20 protein-coding genes and 1 pseudogene are annotated in these 25,312 nt (G+C 48.9%); 15 read left to right on the top strand and 6 right to left on the bottom strand.

What is annotated here, in order from left to right; all coding sequences use genetic code 11:
* The first annotated feature begins 89 nt into the window (after positions 1-89).
* The 3 genes from J4G78_RS07225 (at position 90) to J4G78_RS07215 (ending at position 2,886) form a co-directional block, all read left to right on the top strand.
* On the top strand, positions 90-665 hold the full coding sequence (locus tag J4G78_RS07225; protein WP_207989683.1) for a PaaI family thioesterase: 576 nt from the start codon (positions 90-92) through the stop codon (positions 663-665).
* 163 nt (positions 666-828) lie between these two features.
* The gene (locus J4G78_RS07220; protein WP_207989680.1) at positions 829-1,410 is read left to right on the top strand and encodes a class I SAM-dependent methyltransferase; all 582 of its coding nucleotides are present in this window, start codon (positions 829-831) and stop codon (positions 1,408-1,410) included.
* A gap of 438 nt (positions 1,411-1,848) precedes the next feature.
* On the top strand, positions 1,849-2,886 hold the full coding sequence (locus tag J4G78_RS07215; protein ID WP_207989678.1) for a GSU2403 family nucleotidyltransferase fold protein: 1,038 nt from the start codon (positions 1,849-1,851) through the stop codon (positions 2,884-2,886).
* 168 nt (positions 2,887-3,054) lie between these two features.
* Here the strand turns inward: J4G78_RS07215 and J4G78_RS07210 are convergent, their stop codons facing one another.
* Entirely contained in the window at positions 3,055-3,774 is a 720-nt protein-coding gene (locus J4G78_RS07210) for a helix-turn-helix transcriptional regulator (RefSeq protein WP_207989677.1), read from the bottom strand.
* Between the two features lie 87 nt (positions 3,775-3,861).
* On the opposite strand from J4G78_RS07210, the gene J4G78_RS07205 reads away from it, so the two are divergent.
* On the top strand, positions 3,862-4,806 hold the full coding sequence (locus J4G78_RS07205) for an alpha/beta fold hydrolase (protein WP_207989675.1): 945 nt from the start codon (positions 3,862-3,864) through the stop codon (positions 4,804-4,806).
* 381 nt (positions 4,807-5,187) lie between these two features.
* Positions 5,188-6,117 carry a DMT family transporter gene (locus tag J4G78_RS07200; RefSeq protein WP_207989673.1) on the top strand — a complete coding sequence of 310 codons (930 nt, stop codon included), beginning with the start codon at positions 5,188-5,190 and terminating at the stop codon, positions 6,115-6,117.
* A gap of 312 nt (positions 6,118-6,429) precedes the next feature.
* Here the strand turns inward: J4G78_RS07200 and J4G78_RS07195 are convergent.
* Positions 6,430-6,558: pseudogene (locus J4G78_RS07195) on the bottom strand (IS110 family transposase); the annotation flags it as partial.
* Between the two features lie 771 nt (positions 6,559-7,329).
* Here J4G78_RS07195 and J4G78_RS07190 point away from each other — a divergent pair.
* Positions 7,330-7,749: a hypothetical protein gene (locus J4G78_RS07190; RefSeq protein ID WP_207989672.1), complete on the top strand. Its 420-nt coding sequence runs from the start codon at positions 7,330-7,332 to the stop codon at positions 7,747-7,749.
* 314 nt (positions 7,750-8,063) lie between these two features.
* Positions 8,064-8,942 carry a serine hydrolase domain-containing protein gene (locus J4G78_RS07180; protein WP_259371360.1) on the top strand — a complete coding sequence of 293 codons (879 nt, stop codon included), beginning with the start codon at positions 8,064-8,066 and terminating at the stop codon, positions 8,940-8,942.
* 92 nt (positions 8,943-9,034) lie between these two features.
* On the opposite strand, the gene J4G78_RS07175 is transcribed toward J4G78_RS07180, so the two are convergent.
* Both J4G78_RS07175 and J4G78_RS07170 read right to left on the bottom strand, forming a co-directional pair.
* Positions 9,035-9,199, bottom strand: a complete 165-nt coding sequence (locus J4G78_RS07175) for a hypothetical protein (protein ID WP_207989666.1) — start codon at positions 9,197-9,199, stop codon at positions 9,035-9,037.
* Positions 9,196-10,212, bottom strand: coding sequence for an alpha/beta hydrolase (locus J4G78_RS07170; RefSeq protein WP_207989664.1), 1,017 nt, complete (start codon positions 10,210-10,212; stop codon positions 9,196-9,198). Before J4G78_RS07170 ends, J4G78_RS07175 begins: the two co-directional genes overlap by 4 nt.
* Before the next feature lie 680 nt (positions 10,213-10,892).
* Between J4G78_RS07170 and J4G78_RS07165 the strand changes: the two genes are divergently transcribed.
* The 4 genes from J4G78_RS07165 (at position 10,893) to J4G78_RS07150 (ending at position 18,367) form a co-directional block, all read left to right on the top strand.
* Positions 10,893-11,870 (top strand): DUF4350 domain-containing protein, encoded by a 978-nt coding sequence (locus J4G78_RS07165; protein WP_207989662.1) that lies wholly within the window; start codon positions 10,893-10,895, stop codon positions 11,868-11,870.
* Between the two features lie 199 nt (positions 11,871-12,069).
* The gene (locus J4G78_RS07160; protein ID WP_207989660.1) at positions 12,070-12,327 is read left to right on the top strand and encodes a hypothetical protein; all 258 of its coding nucleotides are present in this window, start codon (positions 12,070-12,072) and stop codon (positions 12,325-12,327) included.
* A complete protein-coding gene (gene rlxS / locus J4G78_RS07155) occupies positions 12,324-14,297 on the top strand; it encodes a relaxase/mobilization nuclease RlxS (protein ID WP_207989658.1) in 1,974 nt (657 codons plus the stop codon). The genes J4G78_RS07160 and rlxS overlap by 4 nt, the downstream gene beginning before the upstream one ends.
* A 281-nt stretch (positions 14,298-14,578) precedes the next feature.
* The gene (locus J4G78_RS07150) at positions 14,579-18,367 is read left to right on the top strand and encodes an anti-phage protein Upx-like protein (protein ID WP_207989656.1); all 3,789 of its coding nucleotides are present in this window, start codon (positions 14,579-14,581) and stop codon (positions 18,365-18,367) included.
* 243 nt (positions 18,368-18,610) lie between these two features.
* Here the strand turns inward: J4G78_RS07150 and J4G78_RS07145 are convergent, their stop codons facing one another.
* Together J4G78_RS07145 and J4G78_RS07140 are read right to left on the bottom strand one after the other, a co-directional pair.
* Positions 18,611-19,783 carry a hypothetical protein gene (locus J4G78_RS07145; protein WP_207989655.1) on the bottom strand — a complete coding sequence of 391 codons (1,173 nt, stop codon included), beginning with the start codon at positions 19,781-19,783 and terminating at the stop codon, positions 18,611-18,613.
* Between the two features lie 249 nt (positions 19,784-20,032).
* Positions 20,033-21,409, bottom strand: a complete 1,377-nt coding sequence (locus J4G78_RS07140; RefSeq protein ID WP_207989654.1) for a Fic family protein — start codon at positions 21,407-21,409, stop codon at positions 20,033-20,035.
* 687 nt (positions 21,410-22,096) lie between these two features.
* Here J4G78_RS07140 and J4G78_RS07135 point away from each other — a divergent pair.
* The 4 genes from J4G78_RS07135 (at position 22,097) to J4G78_RS07120 (ending at position 25,277) form a co-directional block, all read left to right on the top strand.
* Positions 22,097-23,380 carry an RES family NAD+ phosphorylase gene (locus J4G78_RS07135; RefSeq protein WP_207989653.1) on the top strand — a complete coding sequence of 428 codons (1,284 nt, stop codon included), beginning with the start codon at positions 22,097-22,099 and terminating at the stop codon, positions 23,378-23,380.
* 323 nt (positions 23,381-23,703) lie between these two features.
* A complete protein-coding gene (locus tag J4G78_RS07130; RefSeq protein ID WP_207989652.1) occupies positions 23,704-24,009 on the top strand; it encodes a hypothetical protein in 306 nt (101 codons plus the stop codon).
* Between the two features lie 198 nt (positions 24,010-24,207).
* A complete protein-coding gene (locus J4G78_RS07125) occupies positions 24,208-24,600 on the top strand; it encodes an antitoxin Xre-like helix-turn-helix domain-containing protein (RefSeq protein WP_207989651.1) in 393 nt (130 codons plus the stop codon).
* Positions 24,597-25,277 carry an RES family NAD+ phosphorylase gene (locus J4G78_RS07120; protein WP_207989649.1) on the top strand — a complete coding sequence of 227 codons (681 nt, stop codon included), beginning with the start codon at positions 24,597-24,599 and terminating at the stop codon, positions 25,275-25,277. The genes J4G78_RS07125 and J4G78_RS07120 overlap by 4 nt, the downstream gene beginning before the upstream one ends.
* Positions 25,278-25,312 lie beyond the last annotated feature (35 nt).

Below are 25,312 nucleotides of genomic sequence, written 5' to 3'. Positions count from 1 at the left end.
TCTTGTGTTCGGCTACATCATGAACGGATTGTTTGTCTGGAAGGCCGTTTAAGTGCCGGTGAGGGTTGGTTCGGGACGTCTTGCGGTCCATGAAATTGAACCATTTGGCAACGCTGGCTGCGAATTGGCAATATCATTTGCTAGTGGAGGAAACGGACGTTGACACTGTACTTTGTTCCTTTATTTTTCTCCTAGACCAATTTCAGAAGAGAACAGAAATTATGAGTGAATCGGATCTGCAAGACGCTCTGAGTATCTTTGCTCGCTTTCCTACACCGCCTTGTGCGGCGACTCTTGGATGGGAATTGCTCGATGCCAATTTTGAAGCTGGAACGGTTCAAATTGGATTTTTGGCAAAATCTGATTTTTGTAATCCATCTGGTTATGTACAGGGTGGATTTTTGGCGGCAATGTTGGACGACACTATGGGTCCAGCTGTGGTTGTCAAAAGTAGGGGCTCCATGTTCACCCCAACAATCAATTTGAATGTAACTTTCATTGCCCCAGCAAAGACCGGAAAACTGGTCGGCAATGGAAAGATCATTCAACAAGGCAAAAGTATCTGTTCGCTCGAGGGTGAGCTTTTTGATGAAAGCCAGAATCTGGTCGCTCGCGCAACAGCCTCTTCCCGCCTTGTATCTATGGCAAAAGCTGTAGGGCGCTAACTTTTCTGCTTCACCAAAACCTTCATGATTCCCAAGTTCGCCGCTGCACGGATATAAATCGTTCCCTCGCTCATCAGCTGAATGGAGATATTCTGCTGCTTCCGGTATAACCTAATCTAGTAAACAAGATGTCTGATTTCGAGGTGTATAGGAGAGACTGGCTTTGGCTGACGACATGTCCAATGGCTATAATGCAATTGCAGAAGAGTTCATCGCGGTACGCTCAGAGGTTGGCCGGATTGTTGTTATGAACTGGGCCGCCACTCTTCCTGCCGGGGGCTCTATTGTAGATGTTGGTGCTGGATCCGGCGAGCCATTGACGTCAGTATTAATCGACTCAGGGTTGGTCGTATCTGCAATTGATGCTTCTCCCAAAATGGTCCGTGCATTCAGGCGACGCTTTCAAGGTGTAGAAGTCGCCTGTGAAGCTGCTGAACGCAGCTCGTTCTTCGATCAAACTTTCGACGCAATACTGGCAGTCGGTTTGGTATTCCTGCTACCACCCGACCGCCAATACGAGCTCTTTTCTAGGATGACCGGTGCGCTCAAGCGAGAGGGTAGGATGCTGTTTTCAGCGCCTCATCAAGTTTGCACTTGGGACGATGTTTTAACCGGTCGGCGGTCGTGGTCGCTTGGCGAAGAGGAATATGGTCATATTTTGACCAATTGCGGGCTGCAACTGACTAACCAACTTACTGATGAAGGCGGAACGCATTATTTTGAAGCACAGAAGGCCTCAAGCTAATATCTGAAATTGTTCAAGAAACCGCTGACTTCGTGGTGGCCTATTGCTTTGCAATGGCCCGATGTTTCAATCAATTGCTTAGTTATTGATGAATAAGCAGGAACTGATCGATAGCATGATTGCGCAAGGCGGACTGCCAAAAGGGATACCAGAAAAGCACTTGCTGCCTTTTTGAGAGCGGTCAGAGTAACGCTCGAAAAGGGCGGCGAGGTTCGTCTGTTAGGTTCCGACATCTAAGCGCAGGGCATCGACTGGCTGCAATTCGCAAAACTGGGGACGCGATCACAATTCCCGCAACCAGTCAGATTAGATGCAAAGCTGGCAATTTGATCGTTTCTCTAAAGCGCTGGGATATAGCAAAATACTCGACTGAATCGGTCGATTGTCTCTAACGTATTATCACTAAGTAATTGACATTTAAAAAATTATCCTGCATCTATGAAAAATAGAGAAACGCAGGATAACAAAACCGTGCCAATTGTCGTTCCGTTTACAGATGAACAGTCCCGAATGCTCATCAATCTGGAGCAACGCTATCAGGTCTGGATGGCCGCTGAGCAAACTCTTCAGGCCATGCCGTATAATCTTGCCCGCAAACAGGTCAAAGGCCATTCCTATCTTTACGAGATACGAAACCGGAAAGGCGACGCCAAGAGCCTGGGGCCATGGTCCGAGGAACACGAGGCTAAGTTTGAAGAATATCACGACACCAAACGGACTGCAAAGGATCGTCGTGACAAAAGCCGCGATATGCTTGCAGAGACGTGCAGGTTGTATCGTGCCCTGAAGCTTCCTCTACTGTCTAGTGGCGCTGGTAAGATACTCAGAGAAGCTGATCGCAGGCAGTTACTAGGTAGCCATCTGATCGTTGTTGGAACAAATGCCATTCCGGTATATTCCATTGAGGCATCGGGCTTTATTCAGGACGTGCCCGATGAGACTGAAGATTTCGACCTCGCATGGGCGTCGACGGTGCCAGAAGAAGATACACAGTCTGTCTGGCATATGCTTAAAGCCGTGGATTCCACATATACAGTCAATACTGAAAAGACATTTCAAGCACGCAATGCGACGGCCTATGAGGTGGAACTTCTGGCGGCTCCTTCCCGAATAGATACGATCTACCGTACTGATAAACCGAAGCCGGTTGCCTTACCGGAGCAGGAATGGTTGCTTAATGGCGACTTTGTCAATCATGTAGTCGTATGTCGTGATGGATCACCAGCCCGCATTGTTGCGCCAGATCCGCGCTGGTTTGCACTTCAGAAATTATGGATGTCAGATCAGAAAAAACGAAATGCGCTGAAAAGACCGAAGGATTTGAAGCAGGCCATGGCGCTACTTGATGCAACATATCTGGCGATGCCTCAATATCCCCTCAATGATCGTTTTGGAGAATCTTTACCTGATGAATTGAAGGAATCTTTTCAGAAATGGAGCAAAAACCGACCTGAATTGGATAAGCCTGACTGGTGAGTCCAATCCATCCAGGCCCAACTTATGTGCTATATTTTTCAAGAAATTAAATTACAGCTCTCGGCTGTAACGAGCCGCGAACTGCCTATTTTACTTTAATCTCAACTACTCCGATTGGCCCGTAAAGCTTGGACCAAGCAATGCCAAATGCTGCTCAATGTGAGAAGGTCAACTTGGTAAATGCCGAATTGGACGGACGCCATCCTCGAACTGCACAAGTCGCCGCCGAAATGTTGCCCCTTCAACATATTCTGGTTCGCTGATCCGGTCCATTCGAAAATGCCGGAAGTCTTCGCGCACAGGATCCCAGGCCACCAAATACCAGAGTGGCGGCAAGATCAGCATGGCTTGCGGTTCAACATGTCGGCTCGTTACGGCGCCTTGGGCGTCGCAGTACTGAAAACGCAGATGTAGTCGCTGAAGAAAAGCTGTCTCGAATGAGCGCAGCAACGCGGGGTCCATCGCTCCCATATCGGATATGTCTACCTGCGGAGAGAGTTGCCCGATGTACAAGCAATCCAAAAACCGGCGCAAATCTCGGACTTTGTCCGACGGAAGGGCTTTCTCAATTTTGGCAAGCCCGGCGTCTGCGAGACCTGAAAAGGGCAGGCTTCCAGTTGCACGCATGGACGCAACACTGATGAGAAGTGCAAAAACCTCAGCAACCGAGAGCCGGGCGCTGGTCTGAAGCGACTGCGGATCAAGTTGCAGGCCGCCGCCACGTCCAGGTTCAGAGTGTATGACAAAGCCTTCATCCCGAAGCGCGCCAATATCGCGCAAGACTGTGCGCCGGGATGCGCCGACCTCTTCCGCCAACTCTTCTACTGTCGAACTGCTTTTGCGGCGAAGGTTGCGCACAATGGCATCTTGTCGGAGACGAACATTCATTTCGTAAGGCTAGCATTCAATAGTGTCAGAATTTGGCACCATTAGCGTTTAGGCAATTGCTAAACCTATCAGCAAGGAGATAATGCCATGTTTAATCCCGCCGACTTTCCCAAGCCCAACTTCATATCTGTCAACGGTGTGGAACTCGAAGTCTTTGAAGCAGGGCTCGAAAACGCTGGAAACCCGATTGTGCTCTGTCATGGTTGGCCAGAGCATGCCTTTTCCTGGCGCTATCAGATGCCAGCCCTTGCTGCAGCGGGCTACCATGTGATCGTTCCAAACCAGCGGGGCTATGGCCATTCATCCCGTCCGTCCGAAGTGACAGGCTATGACATAAAGCATTTATCTGGTGATCTTGTGGGGCTTCTTGATCACTACGGTTACGAAGATGCCACCTTTGTCGGCCATGATTGGGGTGCTATGGCCGTTTGGGGGCTGACCTTATTGCATCCAAGCCGTGTTAAAAGGCTGATAAATCTGAGCGTACCTTACCAAGAGCGTTGGGAAAAACCCTGGATTGAGATGATGGAACAAGTCTTTGGCAGTGACTTCTATTTTGTCCACTTCAATCGACAGCTTGGCGTCGCAGACGCCGTATTGGAAGAAAATACATTCCAGTTTCTTCGCAACATGTACCGCAAGAACCTGCCCCTTGCAGAGCCTGCGCCCGGTATGATGATGATCAATCTCGCCAAAGCGGAAGCGCCCATTGGGGAACCCGTCATGAGCGACAGAGAACTGGCCGTTTTCGTCTCGGCCTTTGAAACATCAGGGTTCACAAGCAGTATCAACTGGTACAGAAACCTTGATCGAAACTGGCATTTATTGGCGGACGTGGATCCGATCATCCAACAGCCCGCACTTATGATCTACGGCGACCGCGATCCGGTCGCGAAGTCTGAAAACCTATCAGATTTTGTGCCCAATGTGGAGGTGATCAATCTGGATTGCGGTCATTGGATTCAGCAAGAAAGGCCTGAAGAAACAAACCAAGCGATTTTGAATTGGCTGGAGCAGCAGACCGCCACCTAGCCCAAACCTCGCCAAAATTAATGCCTACCCTCCAAATTGATCGAAGGGTGGATTAAGACGCTCAAGCGTTCACGCGAAACATACAAGTGTCCTTTATTGGGCGAATATGCGCAGCGGCGCTCTATGGTGTTTGCGCCATTAAACTCGGTACTTCACAACGCTCTCAACCGAAGGCGAAGATTGCTAGCGCTTGTTCAGCTCATGGCATCGCCAAGCTCTGACTTTATGGAAGTTCGAGAACCGTTACAATTCATTCAGTGTGTCCGCAACATCCCGAAAGCGCACACTAGGAAAGATCAATGATTGATTTGAACACAAGAAACGGGATGCCCGCCGCGCATAAAAGCTTAAGAGAATTCAAATCATCCTATGGAGGCAGATTTGCACGAATCTATTGCATCTACAATGGGCAAAAGAGAATGGGCAATGCTGCTGGCACTATCTGTTCTCTGGGGTGGTTCCTTCTTTTTCGTAGAGGTCGCATTGGAGGCGATTCCACCGTTGACCCTCGTTGCGCTTCTGGTGTTTTTCGCTGCTGCTATCTTGTGGCTCTATATTCTAATAAGCGGGCGCAAGATACCGATCTCGAGTTCCGTATGGCGCGCTTTTACGGTCATGGGGATACTAAACAACGTCATTCCCTTCACTCTCATTGTGTGGGGGCAGACTACTCAAATAGCCTCAGGAATTGCGTCCATATTGAATGCAACCACACCATTGTTTACGGTGGTTGTCGCGAGCATGTTCCTTGCGGATGAAAGAGCAACACTGCTCAAATATACCGGCGTTGTGACGGGATTGATCGGGGTGATCATCTTGATCGGCCCCTCCGCGTTGTCGGGTTTGGGAATTGCCGTATATGCGCAACTAGCTGTGTTGGTCGCCGCGCTTTCCTACGCTTTTGCCGGTGTCTACGGTCGGCGGTTCAATGACATGAAAATAGATCCTGTGGTGATTGCCGCGGGACAAGTTAGCGCGTCGGCGACCCTCCTAATGCCCGTTTCAATGTTTGTGGATGATCCGCTTTCCCTTGCAATTCCGTCCATCACAGTCTGGGCGAGCGTGTTTGGATTGGCTGCATTGTCGACTTCGTTGGCGTATATCCTCTACTTTCGACTTCTATCGTCGTCAGGGGCGACAAACCTGCTACTCGTTACCTTTCTAATTCCGGTCACTGCCATCATATTGGGTACAGGCCTGTTGGGTGAAAGCCTCCGTGCGACCCATATCATTGGCATGTTCATCATTGGACTGGGGCTCTCGGCAATTGATGGGCGAATGTGGCAAAGACGAAAAGGTGAGTGTGGTTAGATCACAATTGGCACAACTGCCCAGTCACCTAGTGTCCTGTGTGGATGGCTCCCTCATTGCAAGGATTATTCGAGTGATTTGACCTAAGTTAGATACGGTCCTGTGTCCGGCCTGTTGATGTGGCGCAGATTATTTATCTAGCCACTGGCCCTGATGGTTTGCGCGAACACAGTCCCATTCCGCTTTTCGGACTATTGATGTCCTGGACACTAGTCGGGGTGTCTGAGTTCCCGGTCTAACCGGTTTGCCATCACTCTCATCGTCCTTGTAAACTGATTGCTCTACTCCTGTTTTATTAAGTGTTGATGCTCTTTATGCTGCGGTTCTCGGCGTATAAGGCTCATTGCGCGTTAACACCGCCCAGATGATGCGGGCTGTCTTGTTCGCCATGGCAACTGTCGCCAAGCGGGCCGGCTTTCGTTCTAATATGGATGCGGTCCACGGATCAACACGCTCAGGATGTGAGCGGGCTGCTCTGACCCTTGACGGTGAAGGGTGAGAGGTTCAACCCACAACGGTTGATGCCCGCATAAGTTTAATGCGCCACGACGGCGCAAACGAGTTTGGTAAGAGCAAAGGAGGTCGTGCAGAAGCTGTAGTTAAACGAGTGAAGACAACCCAGTTGGGCGCAAGCACCATAGAGTGCGGGCTTTTGTTAGGAACTTAATTCGCGAAACGCATGATGGCGAGCGGCATCCGAACGCCGCCCAAACAGGCCGAACAGATGCCCGCTATCAGCCAAGCTGCGATGACCAATAAAAAACTCTTGCCAAATGCACGCCGTCCACAGATGCGCCCATAGCAGACGCTAGGCTTGTGGCAGCTTCATGCCGAAAGCGCGCGTAATTGTCGGAACTGATTACGAGTGGGGCGAGACAACCGTAGATATTTGATAACAAGTGATAAATTTTCGATCAAGCTAAATTTGTTTAAGGTTTTATGTAAGTATACCGCCCAAAGCAGCGCCGCCAGCTAGCCAGAAAATCCTAGATATTGGAATCAGTGACACTACCTCCCCCCTCCTCTGTCGTTTCGCTTTGAATGCAGAAAACCAATTTCCTATGGTCGCTTCGCGTCCTATTGTCGTCATTACCGCTATCGAAACTTGCGTTTGAAAACAGCTTGGTTTCCTCGACGCGCATTCTATTCATGCGTTGTTGTAAACTTTCCCGGTCCCCTTTTGATCGGCCAAAGCCAAACGAGCTTCTGCAGATGTTGAGTGGCAGTATTGAATTCGATCCATTTAGCCAACAAGATTTAAAAGATTTGCATTGGTTTGGTCAACTAAACTCGTTGAGTACGTTTTTTATGAGGCAGTTTTTGATTGATCTAAACCGGAGTTCAAACAACGGTATTTCCTTCGTACAAGTGTTCTATGCAGCCCCTATTTTCCTCACTAAGGTTTGTTTCTTTCTGGCAGAAATAGTCGATATTGGCTTCTTGCATATGGGGTTGCAAACCGACACCATATTTGCGTCAAAACAGAAGTTCTCTACATCGCGCTACGCGTTCAAAACCTATCGGGAAAAAATTCGATTTCCCGTGGCAAAGAATATCTTGATTGAGAAAAATTCAGCGTCAAAAAATCAGTGGCCTTTTCAGATCGACCGCAATCCTGCCTTTTGCTCGTAGAACGCACTATACTTGCCCAATCAGTATTAGTGTACTAATACAGCAAAATGCAAACAACTAACCGATATCAAGGTGGCCATGAATCTTCCTACCAGCATTACATTAGTTTGCTGGGCAGTTTTGACTATTGGGTCTGTGCATACTGCGGCTGCACGGCAACGGGTCGAACGTGACGTTGCGGCTAAAAATGAGATGAGTTTACATGGCGCAGCAGTCGTCTATAAAAAAGGAACTCGGGTATTCAGCCGCTACCAGGGCATGGCGAATGCAAACTGGAATATTTACATTGACAAAAGGACAAGGTTTAGGATCGGATCTGTCACAAAACCGTAACAGCTATGATAATTCTTGAGCTTGAGTCACAGAAGAAATTATCCTTAACCGACAGCATCAAGAAGTGGTTGCCGGACCAGAATATCATCGGCTCAGAGAAGATAACAATTCACCATCTGCTCAGTCACACTTCCGGCCTGCATCATTTTCCTGACGGAAAACAGTTTGAACACCTTCGAGCCGCTATTGAATCGCCTGATGAACTCGTAAGGCTTTTTGCAAACAGACCTCTTGCATTCAGTCCCGGCTCAAAATGGGGATATAGCAATGCAAATTTTGTTGTTCTCGGTTTGATTGCAGAACAGGTTTCGGGACAATCATATCTGAAACTTGTTAACGCGTATATTGCAAAACCCGCTGAACTATCGAAAACGGGCCACGAAGAGCGGTATGAGATAGTTTCACACCTTGCGTTACCTTACTATTTAACGAAAGATGGGAGTTACTCCGGTTTACCCCGTGTCTCACCGATGGCGCGGTTCGCAGCGGGATCCATATATTCCTCAGCAGACGATATGGCAAAATGGATGCAACATTTGATCACAGGAAAAGATTCTTCAGGCCGTATTTTCAGAAAAATGACAAAACCTAGAGTATCATTACCCGATAGTGTAGCACAGCAAGGAGGAGTTCCGCCGAATTACGCATATGGGTGGTTTGTTGGTGAACTGGATGTTTTGGGATGCAAGACTTACGTTGTGGAGCATGGTGGCAGTATCTTGGGTTATAGCTCAAAGCTTCGTTACTTTCCTGATCATGATACTATTATCTCGGTCACGAGCAATACCACTCAAAATATCAAAAAAGTCGTGAATCAACTGTCCTATCAGTTCCTGGATTCGACCCTATGTAAACCTTGAGAGCCGTAAATAATTCGAGAAAACAAACTGAGATTTGAACGTAAGTTTCTAAGCTTTGGTGACCTGCCCGATTTAGTGGTCCAGCTATTAAGTCAGAGCGCGGCAGTCAAAGCTATGCGCTGGACATGGATAGCCAGACACTCCCGGCCATATTCGTCAATGACGGTGAGCATTCTGATCGCCTTAGTTGAAAGATTTGGCGAAGCGTCAGCGCCCAAAAGGGAGAATGCCATGATCTGTCTGATCGTAAAAGTCATGATTGCACTTGGGATAACCACTCTACAATACGTGACAGGGCGATTGTCGAAAACGGTTCACCCAGAGAATCATAGTTTGACAAAGCGCCGACTTTCGTTTGCTGAAAAAGATGGTTGTGATCTTCGAGAACCTCAGTTTGTACATCCAAAGCCCGTCCATGAAAGCATGCCTTTTTTATGGCATCGATGTTAGAAACTGCGTCAACTTGCATATCTTTATCGCCAGTCATCGCAAAAATGGGGCAATCAATTTTACTGAGGTCATCTGCAGGGTCAGTCGAGAGAAGGAAGCGCCATTCCCATTCCATCAAGTCATTGACAATGTAGCGGATATCTTGCTGTTCTGAAGGAGTGAACATCGAGATCGGTATACCATCTAGCAAAACTGCAAGCAGTTTTTCTTCCAGAGATTGTGATTTATCTCTATCTAATCGCGATGTTAGCCGGTCTTCACAAGCCGCAATTAATATATCGAACAAACTTGCCTTTTGCTGGGTGCTAACCGCAATTTCATCCTCAGGCCATGCTTCGGAACGGCAGACCATTTCGTGTTGCATTAATAACGCTTGCCGTCCAGGCAATCCGATGCCTGCAAGTAGCCCAATACCAGCCACCTTTGCCGGGTAATTGACAGCCACATTTGCCGCAATGATTGTTCCCTGACTATGGCCAAGAAGTATTTGTCGTTCAAACTTTGTTTCATCGACGAGGCGATTCATCGCTCTTACTACATCTGCTGCAAGCTCTGATGCCGAGGCGGCTTGATAATTTCCCGCAGACTCACCGACACCGCGGTCATCCCAGCGAAAAACATAAAAACCCTCATGAACCAGCGCTTTTGATAGCACTCGAAATGGCCGTTTTCCGGCAATTGTTTCATCCCTGTCCTGCGGTCCGGAACCGGAAAGTAACAAAATTGAACCTCGTGGACGTGCAACTATTGGTAACTCCAAAGTGCCCGTCAAATGCACTCCATCAGAATCAAACTCGATTGTTTTTTCGGTCTCTTGCATATTTTAGTAGCCATTATTCAGTTGTCTTGCCGAGTATAGATCTCTTTATATTCAGTGCCCAAGCTTACAATTTAAAAGGGGAATACGGGTTCGATGTAGCGTGAACTGGAATAGACCAAGCATATTTCGACAGATACGTGATAAAAAACCCCAAAGTGAAGATGAAGTGTCGTTTGGTACTCCCGCGAGACTTTACTTATCGGCCCTTGAGTTAAATAGAGCTGATGTGAAACCTGCACGTGCACCAGTTGCTGTACTCTTGCGATAAACAGCCAACATGTTGTATTTCTCCAACAGTAGCCGGGGAAATCGCTTGGTTATTGTTAACCGATGTAATGCCGCGCAAACGAAGCGAGGTAATATTGGCATGCAAGTCTCGGTCAGGTAGAGATCATCTGGTGGCTGCGTTGACGCTCATAGCAATCATGTCTACTTCGTCCAGAAAGTAAGCATTTCTTTGATGCTCAAAGTGACAAATGCAAACTTGCCAAACCTATCGGCGGCACATCAAGAAGCTTTCATTGGAATGCCGGTTAGGGGTGTGAACGTGTCATTGCTTCGCCACTTCGTCGATGTCATTGATATAGGAAATTACTTTCGATAAACCAGAGGATGAAATGTCTGTGTTCAGAGTTCAGAATCCGACCGTTTGGGCGTAGTTGTTCGCGAGGAAAACGAGTATGCACTGTCATAAACTATCAGTCATAATTTTATCTATCATCTTTTTTGTTGTCGAAAACTCGGCACTTCATGCAAAAAAGATGGAAGTAACCGACGCGATTGAAGATAGTGAATTTGTTCACAACTTTAATCCATTGCAAAATCAGCACAAGACACGCGTGCTAATCGACCGATATCACAACACAATCTACTCGAAAAGTAGGGAGGCATCCGGCGCTCGAGCGATGTTGGATATATTGCAGAAAGACGGCTTTAAGATATCCTATGCCGATCAGCCACTTGATAGTGTACTGGATGAGACTGAAATTTTGATCGTCCATGGATTGCCAAACAATAAAGTCAAACTGCCCAGTGGCGAAAATCTCTGGCAATCTCCACTTTCTGCTAAAGAGGTTGAAGCTATCGTTCGTTGGATAGATGGAGGTGGGTCGTTGTTTCTTACGCTTAGCCATTTTCCGAATGGTAGTGGCGCTCGCCCTTTGCTCGACGCTTTGGGGGTAAAATTTGCCGACGGCTATATCTGGCACGAAAGTGCTCCAAGCTTCAATGATCCAGATGCAGGGAGATGTTCGCACTTCTTTGGCATGTCTCCAGTTCAAGGATTGGTTAACTCCAATCATCCTGCCTTGATCGAAGGCTTGCCTGTAAATCGAGTGGACTATCTTTGCGGCGCAGCCATTTTTCGGAAGCAAGAAGATGTAATTCTCCGCTTCCCCAAGGGTTCCCAGAACCACGCACAAGGGACGGTTAGCCCAGATTCTCATAGTTTTTTCGAAGAATCTGATAATTACGCCGGTTTAATCGGTTTCAACTATGGAAAGGGTCGCGTAGTTGCCAGCGGTGACCAAGGCATGTTTCGCAACTTCATTTTTACATTTGACACAAAAGAAAAAGTGTATGTTACCATTAGCAATCCGGAGAATGACAATGCCAATTTGTTTGTCAATTTGATGCGTTGGCTAATCCCCAAAAAATGATTCGCTACATAAGACCGGCCAAAATCTGTATTGCCGTCGCGGTAAGACGCCAAAAAACTGGTACAAATAGCAAATTGGACTAAGAGCAAAACTGAAAGCGCCGATTTTATCCCGAAAGCATGCGTAATTGTCGGAACTGATTACGAGTCGAGTTCCCGTTAGATTGCTGGTTTTCATCAGCAACTGAAGGGATAAGAAGATGGGATTTTATGTAGGACTGGATGTGGCGCTGCGTTCTGTTGCGCTTTGTGTGATTGATGGTGATGGCAAGATAAAAGCACTATCTCGCGATGCGAGCTATGTCATTGTCTGCACATCCTTTTTTAGAGAGAATCCCGCTTCATCGTTGCCAATTAGAGAGATTATTGGGCGAGAACTCCAGTTTTTTCGGGCTTTCGCAATGTCTCGCTGCCCGTCGCGCCACCGAAATATCCTACAATTGGTACGCTCGGCATGAGTGATGATAAGTTCAAACCCAGGCTTGGACGCATCCGCAGCAAGGGCGGCAAGCAAGCCAAACGCTTCTTGCATAAGGTGCTGGCATCCTCGGCCCTGATGGGGGGTATCAGCCGATCTGGCGGCAAATCCAAATTTACCGGTGCGCGCATCGGACGCGGTGCCGCTATTGGCAGGGTGCTTGGTTCTCGCGATCGCCATTCCGGGATGCGGTCGCGGCGTGCCATTATCAAATCGCGCTACGTAAAACTGGCGGGTAAGGGACGAGTGGCGGCGCAGGCCCATCTGCGCTACATTGAGCGTGACGGCGTCACCCGTGAAGGCGAACCGGGCGAGCTTTATGGCGCCGAAACCGATCATGCTAACGGCAAGGAATTCCTGGAGCGGGGACAGAAGGACCGGCACCAGTTCCGGTTTATCGTGTCGGCGGAGGACGGCGCACAATATGATGACCTTAAGCCGCTAACGCGGCGTTTCATGGCGCAGATGGAGTCTGATCTCGGCACCGAGCTCAATTGGGTCGCGGTCGATCACTTTAATACCGGTCATCCCCATACGCATATTGTGCTGCGCGGCGTCGATGATCGTGGCAAGGATCTGGTCATCGCGCGTGATTATTTGTCTAACGGCATGCGCGAAAGATTGTCTGAATTGGTCACGCTGGACCTGGGACCGCGCAGCGATCTCGAAATAGAACAGCGACTGCGGCATGATGCCGGCGCAGAGCGACTGACGAGCATTGATCGCCGACTTATTCGAGACATGGATAACGAGCGAATTGTGACCGCTATGGATCGTGATCCCTTGCAGCAATCCTTGCGAGCGGGACGGTTACAAAAGCTCAAATCTATAGGTCTGGCGGAGTCGATAGGACAAGGCCGCTGGCAACTGGAACAAGGCATTGAGAACACGCTTCGGGAAATGGGTGAGCGCGGCGATATTATTCGAACGATGCAGCGCGATCTGACCGCTCAAAATTTGAAACGGGCGCGGATCCATCAAGTCATCCATGATATGAAATCACCGCCGACTGATCCCATCGTCGGTCGTATCGTCAAGCGGGGATATTCTGATGAGGTGAATGACAGGCATTATGTGATTGTCGACGCCCTTGATGGGCGGAGCCATTATGTTGATATTGGAAAAGGCGACGGTCATGAATCCGTTCCTAATGACGCGATCATAAAGGTGACGCCCAGACAATCTGGCATCCGCAAAGTTGATCAGACCATTGTCGATGTCGCAGCACAAAACGGTGGCCACTATGACGTCGATGCGCATCTGCGTTTTGACCCGGGTGCATCCGAGCGCTTTGCCGAAACCCATGTCCGCCGTCTCGAAGCCATGCGTAGGATCATGGGCAGCGTGGAACACGAGGCCGATGGGCGCTGGATCATTACACCGGATCATCTAGAAAAGGCGTCTGCCTATGCGGTTCATCAGGCTCGCGACAAACCGGTGATCATCGATACCTTGTCACATGTTCCATTGGATCAGCTAACCTATATCGACGCTGCGACCTGGCTTGATCGAGAGCTTGCTGCAAAGACACCTGAAACTGTTCGAGACACAGGCTTTGGCAGAGAGGTTCGTGCAGCTCTCAACAAGCGCCGACAGTGGTTGGTTGAGCAAGGTCTGGCGAATGATCAGGGCAGTTCTGTAAGCTATAGCAAGAGCATGATCGCAAACTTGCAGCGGCGGGAATTGCTGCGGATCGCAAGGCAGCTGTCAGGTCAAAGCGGACTAGCTTTTCAGGAGGCGAAGTTGGGCGAGCAAGTCGAAGGCGTTTTGAAGCGGCGGGTTGATCTAGTGAGCGGCAAATTTGCCATGATCGAAAAATCGCGCGAGTTTAGTTTGGTGCCTTGGCGACCGGTACTTGAAAAACAAATCGGGAAACAGATGTCCGGAATTATGCGGAGTAGTGGGGTCAGTTGGGCAATTGGGCGCGGACGTGGCGGGCCTTCAGTCTAACAGCATCCATATCCCGCTCTTATTCGTCATTCGCAAAATCAGATTAGCCTTGCAAAATTGAAGTTTGAGTACGTTATTGCAAGGTTCAGCCGTTCGGCACTTGAAAGTTCAAACACAACAAAACTGGCTGGCGCAGATAGCGAGACCATACCGTTTCAAAACTAATCTCCTTGCACCTGACCTCTAACAAGAGCGCAGCAAAGTGAATGTGGTCTCCGATGTGGCTGATGGCCAACCCACTTGTCTTTCGAACAAAATAGCAACATATTCACTCGCAAGAGATGAGAACGAAACCAGAAATTACTCCTGACATCAACATCGAGGCCATTCTAAAAGAGATGGAGCCGCCGACCTTGCCGTGCGAGCTATATAACAAGGTTCCCAAGCTCCAGACGTTCATTTCCGGCCTCGACAAATCACATTCTCTGTCGATACTTGGCGGTCTGCAAACCCTGCCGGAATTTCAAGCGAATACTGTGCGCTTGGACTGGGCTATGCGGTTGGTAGCCGCAGACGCCAACGGCACGCGCCGGCTCAAGCGAACTGATTGGGACCGGTTCCTTAACAGTCTACTCGGCAAGTCTGGCGTTAATCGTCTGGAAGACCCGATCGAGGACTTCTTCGTTGCACCTATCCTTACGAGTAAAGGTGAATTTTCGGCGATCCTGTCGTGCTGGCAGAACCCCACCTATCATGCGGAGCAATTGATAGAGGCGTTCTCGCAATTGCCGGATGGTGGACCCAAAGAAGATATTCTGGCGAGCACCTTCGCCATATTGTCTCTAAGTGATGCCCTAGTGCAGCGAGCAGGACTTGATCGCCGGATGTTAGGTTCAGGACAGCCTGCCAATAAATTAAAAGTGCCAAGCCAGCGCTGGCTTAACACCCTTCCGTCAGTTGTTCGCTTTACATGGGCGGAGGTCAAAGAGCTGATCCCGGATTCGGATCTATTACTGCCATATATCCTTCCATCCGAAGAGGCGCATCAGATTGCAGATCACCCAGTCGGCAATGCATTGATCGACTATAAACCGCTGCTGGCATCTGAGGATGGTATTACCGTTTTCGCACCGGGAGCGATTACGACTGCTATCCGCGGGCTCCTCATCAACACTGCGGTAACGCATCGCATGGGCCGAAAACTCCAAAAGTCCTTGAATGACCAAAACGCGAAGAATGTGAAGCTGGCTGGGTTAGAGGACCTCGTCGAAGCGCCAGATATGCCAGTCGGCGAACTGCTCATTCGCCAGAGTGTCAAGGAAATATCGGCCGGTCGTTACGTTCACACTGTGTTGGCGGTTGATGGGTTTAACACATGGGCTGATGAAGGATTCAGCGGAACCACAGCTTATGAGAATCGCTTTGCCGATGCCGTGTTCGATGGCGCACGATTTGCCAAAAAAGCAGCTGAGAACAGGCCGGGTTTCAAAGAAGGGCTTACGTTGCTCCTTTTAGGCGGTTGGGGCCAAGGTCGTGCGTTGGAATTTGAAGTTCCAGAAGACCTGCGTGGTTGGCAAATTGAATATATCGAACCAAGCGAAGCTGCGCTGTTTGCTGGTTTGGACGATGCCAAATTGTCTGATTTGTGGCGCATCTGGCGTCTGGCCCGAGTGGTGCATGGCATGGGCTTCGAGCTTCACAATCCCAGCGGTTTTCTAAACCTGTTTCAATGGTGGCGCGAAAGTGATCACGCCTTCATTCCCGAGCACGAACTCGAAATGGTTCCACCATGTAACATCAACTTTGGCTCTGATCGCCTGCTCGAAGCGCGCAAAGAGGCCGTGCCCGCAATTGATCGGCGTGTAATTGACCACCCTGACGGAAAACTTCGCGAGGTTATGCGCGTTGATCCGCGTTCAACCTTCTCGCGGCTCGAAGACATATATGCGAGTGTTGATGATCTCGAACAAGGCAAGTTGCTTGGCGCGGTGCTGGCCGGCAGCGCTCCCGTATGGGTATCGCGGAAAGTAGTCGGCCCGCGCTCCCTCGATGAGTATGAGAACTGGCGCACCATTCTACGCTGGCTTGAACTCTTGATTGCGCAATTCGAGGATCAATTCCCGGCATTTTCAGGCCAACCAGTCTTGATTGAGATCGATGTTGAGTGGCCGGACGCCTCCGATCTGGCAAATGGCCTTAAGGCCGATGCGCTGCCCGGTACAACAGAGATCACCGCCAACGCTGACACGTTCACTGCGCAGCTGCGCATATTGCGTGATTGGCACGGCGCACTGAATCACGAGGACAATCGAGCCGAACGTTTCTTGGCAGAGCAACTCCTGAGCTGTGTTGCGCAGTCGCGCGGAATTGAAGTGACAACAGCTGATATCCGCGAGTTGGTCAATGTAGCGATCGGCTCGAATGACGTTCGTTGGCGGCATGCGTTCGTGGTCGAACGACCGATTGAAACTATGCGAGCTAGCGGGCTGTTGGATGATCGTTTTCGGCCCGTTCCAACGTCTGCCGCTGCGCTGATCAAATGTTGTTCTGCGTTTTCGGTTGCAGACGCGAAGCCAGGTCAGAAAATCACTGGTGCGGACGAATGTTATTCGTTTCTCGCTGAGCTGCATTCCGAACTACTCATGACTCTGTGCAATGCAATTGCGCAGTTTGACCGAGAGGCAATGGTGGTAGCTGCGCTTGACCAATATCAGGCAGCATTGGTCGAGGAACGAAGCTGGTCGATGACGGCCCGCGCATTGCAAGCGATTCACGGATTGGAGGAAGATCGAAAAGCAAGTTTTGAACGGCGTGGGGAGATAAACTCGGTCATTCGCGGTTGCTCGATTCTAGCCGAGATTGCCGCGTCTCATGCTTCAACTGATGGCGGCTTAGCCGTTGGCGAAATGGACTTGGACGAGTTTCAGGCTGCGGCTATACAGGTGTTCTCAATCGCCGACATGATCCCCGCACTTAGAGGTGGGCAAATCGCGCCAGAAATAGCGATCAGCCCAACCGGCCATATTTTGCTCGACTATGAGTTTCACGACACAGCTCTTGGTTCGACCGTGCGCGTTCTCCATTCAAAAGACCGCGTCGAGCATAGCAATGCCTATGCGAAATTCTTCGCAAAACGAGAAGCCGAACCGCAACCAGTCGAGCAGCAGGCCCTTTTCGATGCTTTGCAATCAGAGTTTGGAGTGCCTGCAGGAACTTTCCTGGAATTGGGCTATCTTCTGGCCGATTTGGCTATCGAGCGGAGGCAATCGACTTTTACAATATTGCGTTCGGAATTGATAGGCTGGCTTGATGGCCGTGAGGTCGAAGGGCAACCGAATTTTAAAAATCTCGTTGATCGATTGACTTTGGCATCGCGTCCAAACTGGCAGAGTTTGCCTGAAGGGACATCGGAGCGCGATTTCGATATTGCTCGGTTTGATCGCCGTCACTCCTTGATCGGTCGCCCGCTCGTGGCGCTAAATGCCGATCCTGATCCTCTCATAGCAGTCGCACCGGCACTCGTTGAGCGTGCAGCACGTCACAATATAGGCGGTGCGTCGGCGGGCGGCTTGCAAGGAGAGTTCTGGGTTAGCAAGCAAATGCGTAGTTATGTCGGCGGTGCGGGCGAGCGATTGGGCATGGAGTTCAACGAACGCGTCGCTGAGGCTATTGGAGCACTTGGCCTGAGCGCTAGCGCTTCCGTAAAACCGTCTGCATGCCTCAACCAAAAAGCTACCGATACGCTCAAGCGCCTTGGCGATATTGATGTGCTGGCATTCACCCCAGACGGCCGTCGTGCTTGGGTGATTGAGGTAAAGGACATTAAGCTATGCCGTACCCTTTCGGAAACCGCCAAGAGACTTTCGGAATATCGCGGATTGCCGTTGGCGAATGGGAAGCCGGACAATTTGTTGAGGCATCTCAACCGCGTTGAATATGTTCGGGAAAATGCCGCCGATTTGGCTAAGCGCAACAAGCTACCAGCAGTGCCGGAAGTACACGGTCTTGTGGTTGTCGATGTACCGCAGCCCATGACATTTGTGACTGCCAGCGACTCTCCCGATGCGCGTTTTGTGACCGTTGATGCGCTTGAAGAAGTCGATTGGAGCGCAGGTGAAGCGACCAGCTAGGGTCGGTCTTTCCAATCTCAGCGCCTACTGCATCGCTATAGAAAATTGAACTTAGTTTGAGTTTTCGCTCAAATGGGAACGATTACGACTTGCATGGCACGCCAGCGCAAGCATTCTTTAGCTGCGTCATTTGGGCTGTGGCGTGGTTAGCTGGACCATTGGCTGTAAACGCAATGGTCCGTCTATATCCTAATTTAGTGAAACTCTTTGATAAAGGGCTGGTGCAAGCGCGAAACCTCCGGCTCACTTTCTCTCGGAAGTGCGCGCGCGCTCAACCATGTCATCTATGATGTTGTTCAGGTTTACACCGACGCCAAAAAAGTTCGGTTGCAAAACCGTATATCGCGATAAATTATCGAGCTGGCTGTATATGCCCGTCAGCTCGGGCAACGGCTTACTTTCGTTGATTGCGACAACCGTATCTTTGACATCGATTAGATACTGTAGTCTCCGCTTTTCAAAATGCGCCTCTGGCGTTTTGGCTTTCTTCAAGAGTGCTTCGGCGCGTTCTAAAGCCGCTGCGGTTTTCTTCGCAGCGGCCATATAGAAATATGTGAAAGCATAGTCGGCAAATTCAGGATCATCGAGTTTGTCGCACTCAATTGCATTGAGCAAATCGCAGGCCTCGTCAGCCTGCTGATTGCGAACCAAACACTCCGCTTCAAAAATTCGTGTTTCTGGTTCAGTGCTATACTCACGCCCAGTTCGATATGTCGCAATGGCTTTGTCCCAAAGCCCAGCATAACGATAAGCATCGCCTTTCATGAGATGAAGATTGGCGTATCCAATGGGTTTCCAGTCCTCGTTAGCGAGCAGAGCATCAAGGCGCTCGATCAATTCTTCGTAAAGCTCATTTGAGCGAGTAATCAGCCCATAACCCTCTAGGGTTTTGCAAAGCCATATCTCGGCTGTTGAAGAGAGCGGCTCTTCCTCTTCGAGCGTCTTGCCCAAATTGAACGCAGCCTCAAATGCACGCTTGCCGGCTTTCACATCATCGATCATGAGATGATGAAATGCTCTCGCGCCAGAATATTGCAGCCTATCGCTAGGGCTTTCGGATTTCTCTATGATTGCATCGAAAAAGGCCCCGCGCTCATCAAAACCAAGCGTATCCCGATAGAGATCGATATACATCTGCATAAGCTCAACACTTGAATGGGCTGGCGTGATCTCTCCGAGCTTTTCGAATTCGGTTTTCGCTGCCGCACGGTCGCCCGCTACTATAAAGCTCATGGCTTTGTGGTATGCGATTTTCTGATCCCAACGAGGATCCTTGATGTTGCCCCTTAACCATTCAAGGACGGTCTGAATATCGCCTTGCTTTCCAGCCTGTTCATGAGCTGCGACGAGACTCCCAACATGGTCGGAAAGCGCTGCGATATCGATTTCAAAGAATCTTTCTCGGGAAATCGGCATTTTGAGATGCATCGGCACAGTGTGGCTGAGATGCCAAATCGTATACTGCGTTACGTCGGCGCGAATATGAAGCAAAACTGCGCCCCATTGTTTCTTGCGTGAAGAGATCTTCCACGCTTCTCCGATTTGCCTGCCAGGAAGTCGCTTTGAACAACAATCTCGAAATTTCTTGCCCGATCCGCACAAGCAGGAACTCGCTAATTTTGGTTTGAATGGTTTGTAGTCTTGCCTATTTGCTAAAACCATCGTTCACTCTCCGAAAATATCGGAATACATTTTCTCGATGGCTTTAGTCTCGGCTTCCGACAATGCGGCAAACTCTTTTGAGCGCGCGCGCTCTGAGAATTTGCCATCGTTTTGCTCAAGGAATTTGAAAAGCAAGTTGATTAGTCGCTCTGGCATATCCACGATATTCTGAACAGCTTCATCGAAACGGTCATAATTTTGGAGGAACTGCGCTTCTTTCGGAAGGTCGATCTCTATTGTTTGCGCAACGCATTCATACAGGAACTCTGCGTGCGGCGTTGCATCGAAATATCGATATAGATCAGCAGTTTCATTGGTGACCTCTACATTGTGCTCTGGTGTTTCTCTCCACTCCACAAAAGGCAGCGCCTTAGACGAATGGCTTTCTAGCACGCTGCGGTAAGTCTCAATGTGCTCCAATATCGCTGCCGATACAGGAAACACGATACCCGGTGGATTAAATCCACGCAGGGCAAGGGCATGATGAATCAAAAAGCGGTGCAGCCTGCCATTCCCATCCTCAAACGGGTGGATGTAGACAAAACCAAAAGCTAGCATGGCGGCGGCGACAACCGCATCCAATTCTTTGGAATGCTCTCCGCCGAAGGTAATCAAACCCTCCATTAATGGCTCTAAGTCTTCATGCTTTGCGCTGATGTGATCAGGGAGCGGCGATTGGGTGGAGAAATCGCGCTCACCAACAAACCCGCCTTCGTCTCTATACCCGAGCTTCACAAAACGATCATCGCCAATGACGATGCGCTGAAGCCGCAAAAATTCATCGTGGCTAAGCGCTTGCCTGCCAGCTTCGCCAATAGCCTTGCCCCATCTTTGAATACGATCTTGTGGAGGGCGTTCGCCTTCAATCGCATAACTCGACTTTGAATCCTTTAGGAGCAGAAAGGCAGCCGTGCGCGCCATTACGTCCTTTGGTACTTTTGCAATAGTGTCTTTGGCTCTCGCGGCCAAATCCATCCCGATGAATCCGTCCAATGTGTCGGTATAAAAGACCATTGGGCAAAAGTCTTTTGTACCTGGAAGATTGTTGACGACGCGGTATCGCGGCAACTTTTCACCTTTGATACAAAATTGGAGATCGGGATCAACCGCCTGAACGTAGTTGCTAACCGGCGGCTCGGGCAAATCGATCTTGTCGCTTGTCAGCCATTCATAGAGGAACCAGATGCGCCGTGCGTAGCTTCCCGTTGGTGTGGCGGCTACAATCTCCTTTATCGGATCAGAGCCGGTCGCTTCAAAAATCCGCTTGAGGACATAGAGGTCGAGACCCTCATTTTTGAGCGCAAATACTAAATGCCCCTCAATACTGGCATCGGGAGTGTAACGCACGCCCATGACACGCCACCCATCATGATCGATCATTTTATGATGCTCGCTGGTGGCAAACATTTTGTGAGGTAAAACTACATCGAGATCGAGCGCATCAATGAGGGCGCTATATCCAGCAAGCCGAACCTCTTCTGGAAGCAGCTTTTCTCGAAAAGTCTTTTTTGGCCCTGAAAACTGAATTTTTTTTGCCCTCGCTTTAGAATTTTCATTTTTTAAGCTGAAAAATTTGTTTCTGAATTTTCCGCTATGAAAAATCGTTTTAGCACATGAATTTTCATTTTTGAACGAGTTTTTTTTGAATTATTATTTTTATCGATTTTCGGGGAGTTGAATTCGCGAATAGAATGTGGACAGCAAAAACGCACATCCAATGAGCGTCTGCTGCTCATATGGAGAACAACGGCGTCCGCCCCGCTCGCACGCGCCGCGAATATTAGGAGGAGCATCTCCGGTCCGATAATAGCAGAAAAAATGCAGTCTTAATTGTGAGAGTAGATTCCGGGCCATCGCCATGGTGACACAAAAGCTGTTGTGTTGGACCTAAGCCCTCAAAACATCCAAACTCTAATTGGCTTCGCCAAATTCCCTTAACTGTCACCATATGACAGTGTTGAGAATTTCTCGGTAAGCTAGTTAAATTGGATGGTTGATAATGTAGCTAAAGAATTAGATCAAAAACGTTCCGCTTTATGGCGGCAAAATTAATGAAGAGAGGGTTGAATGCTAGTTTGTCCAGACTGTTTTGGTAATGATGGCTTGCAAAAACGCATTGTCGGAATACGGCCTTCTCAGCCCAATGAAAAGTGTGATTATCACCCTTCAAAAAAAGGAGTTCCAATCGAACTTGTAAGCAACATTATCGATACAGTCTTTCGAGAAAACTACATTGGCGGCGTTGATGATGACAGTGTTTACAATGAACGCAGAGGTCAGGAGCTTGAAGAGCTCCTATATGATATTACTCACGCAGACGATCATGATGTGATCAGAGCATTGATAGACCAGCTTATTGATGATGACTCGTATTGGCCTCCGGACGGAGAAGAGGCATTTTATGACGAGGACTACAGGTATGTCACAGACGATTATTCGTTAGGGGAACATAGCAGGCTTTGGTCAAGCTTTCGAAGAAACATGATGCATGGTCAGCGATTCTTTAATGCTGAAGCACGCGCATTGATTGAGAGAATATTTGAGAATGTGCATCAGCAGCGGGACAATCATAAGCAGGGGCCCGTCTATATGATTTCGCCTGGCGATGAACTGGCACAGTTTTTTCGAGCAAGAATAGCGAACGATGAAAAATTGCGTGAACGGATCGAAAATAATCCGGCAGAAAATCTTGGGCCGCCTCCTGAAAGACTACGCAGAGCAGGGCGGCTGAATCCGTCGGGAATTTCGGCATTTTATGCAGCTTTCGACATCGACACCTGTGTAGCCGAATTAAGACCAGTTGTGGGCAGCATCGTTACGACGAGCCAATTTGCGATCACAAAACCCATATGTGTGCTGGATACCACACGGTTCGACGCAAAACCAAAAGCACTTGATATCTTTGCTCCGGGGGCGAATAGGCGCATGGCTCAATGGAGATTTATGCAAAACTTCATGCGAGAAATCGGGCAACCAATATCGCCAACCGATCAACACTTAGAATATATACCTACACAGGCGGTGGCGGAATATCTACTGAACCACCATCGCTTCAAATTTGAAAAAGAAGAACGAACTATTGATGCAATAGTCTTTAATTCTGCCCAGAGGTTGGGTGGAAAAAATATTGCCATTTTAGGCGATGCAGCGGTGACCGGAAGCTTGGCTAATGATAAAGAAAAAGCGGAAAAACGTAGCTTTACTGAACAGTTTCTTGATATTGATTGGGAGTATGAGTCTTTCCCAAAGCCTGTGCGAATTGTTGCGGTTCCAGATACGCTGGAAGAGCGGCGCGTAACGGGAGTATCTTTCAAAACCGAGCACAACCATGATCTATATGAGCATGAATAGTGAAAAGTACCCATCGCCATAACATACTGCGCAAATAGCCACGCCGAAGCCGAGATTGCCGTCAGGTGCAGGCTCAAACAATATTCGATCGCTAGATTACAAAAAAGCCCAGATGGTTCGAGTCCCGATTTCCTATCAATGACGAATGACGGTATATTTGTCGGTATATAAGCGTCTCAAAAGAGATGTTTATAACGATATTACAATGCACTAGTTACAAGTCACGGTCCCTCTTCTGGTCATCTCGCAGAGTCATTATGCACCTCTGTCTGTCGTCTTATGGACTTTGATACAATGCGATGGCTACAAACAGGAGAGCCAATATGAGCAATGTGATCGACATGCGTGGAAAGTTTGCCGGTGGATGCAATATCCTTGATCGGGCCCGGAAAGAGTTGCCTGAAGAAATCACAGAATTGTTTCCGCAGGTTGAGGCAAAACCTAGTCTAACTCAATCTCCGGAACTGTTGATCTTGATGGCCATGTTAAAAGTTATGGCCAAGAAGCAACGGCACAGCGTCTTTTCGACATGCTTTAAAGCTAGTTTCAAAGATCCGGGAAACGAAAGCGCCTATTCGGCCTATTGGGTGGTAAAGGAATTATGCAAAAAAGACGATTTTACACATTAATCTATTGAACCACACAAAACTTGAAAAGTTGTCAGCCGAGAAGTCAATTCCGCCATAGGTCGATTGTTGTCCGGGTTCGTTTAGAAAAAGCTTGATCGCGTAAGCCGGGCCCTTTCGCGTACCATGAATGTGTATTTAGTGCACATATATTGACTTTTGTTTATAAATAGATCATATCTTCTCTTAAGGAGATATCCAATGGCCAAAGCATTAACTGCCGATGTCAAAAATCGTAAAGACTTGACGGGTCCTGCCTTGCGCACATTCTTCCGCGTGGCGGATGCTTGGAATCTCAATGAGCAGGAGCAAATGAGGATATTGGGGCTCGATAGCCGGTCCACACTACAATCCTGGAAAAGAGGAGGCGTAGCGGCAATATCAAAAGATGCTCTTGAACGGATCTCTTACATATTGGGAATTTATAAGGGCCTGAAAGTCTTGCTCCCTAAATCGGCAGATGAATGGGTGCGAAAACCCAATGATGCGCCTTTGTTCGGTGGGGAGCCCGCTCTGCGCCGACTGGTTTCCGGTAATGTTGCTGATCTTTTTGTGGTGCGCCAATATATTGATGCTCAACGTGGATATCCGTGAATATCCCGGTTGCCACAATCAGCTGGCATCCCTGTTACCGCATAATCCCCAGCAGGTTTCCGCCCGTTAATCTGTTCGAAGAAGTTGCTGATCCGGAGGATCTGGATGCTATTTATGCTATTGAAGCCTTGACCAATGACCGGCTACGGCAGGAAGTAGGAGATCTTGACCTCGTTCCTGTGGACGAGCGTGTGTCTGGGCCTGGAACATCTCCTATCATGGCGGCTTTTACCCATCTGAACCCCGAAGGGGATCGTTTCACTGATGGAACATTTGGAGTTTTTTATGCAGGCGACAGCATCGATACCGCCGTTGCAGAAACGAGATATCATCGGGTGAAATTCATGCTGGCGACAAATGAACCGGCGCAAGAAGTGGATATGCGGGTATATGCTGTCGACCTTGATGGCGACCTGCATGATATTCGCGAAACCTATGATGCGCATAAGCCCTATTATGATCCCGAGAATTATGGAGAGTCACAGAAACTCGGGATCGAACTGCGAAATGCCGGTGCAAATGGTATTGTCTACAAAAGTGTCCGATATCAAGATGGAGAATGCGCAGCAATATTCCGGCCAAAACTGTTGTCAAATAGCAGGCAAGAACGGCACTTATGCTATGTTTGGGACGGATCAGAGATATCCGATATCTACGAAAAAAGTGAATTTGGTTGAGCCTTCAAATTTGATGCTTTTCCAAGAATGAAATT

The sequence above is a fragment of the Parasphingorhabdus cellanae genome (genome assembly GCF_017498565.1).
Classification (GTDB): Bacteria; Pseudomonadota; Alphaproteobacteria; order Sphingomonadales; family Sphingomonadaceae; genus Parasphingorhabdus; species Parasphingorhabdus cellanae.
Note: the sequence above shows the minus strand (reverse complement) of the source record. Positions and strands in the feature narration are given on the sequence as shown.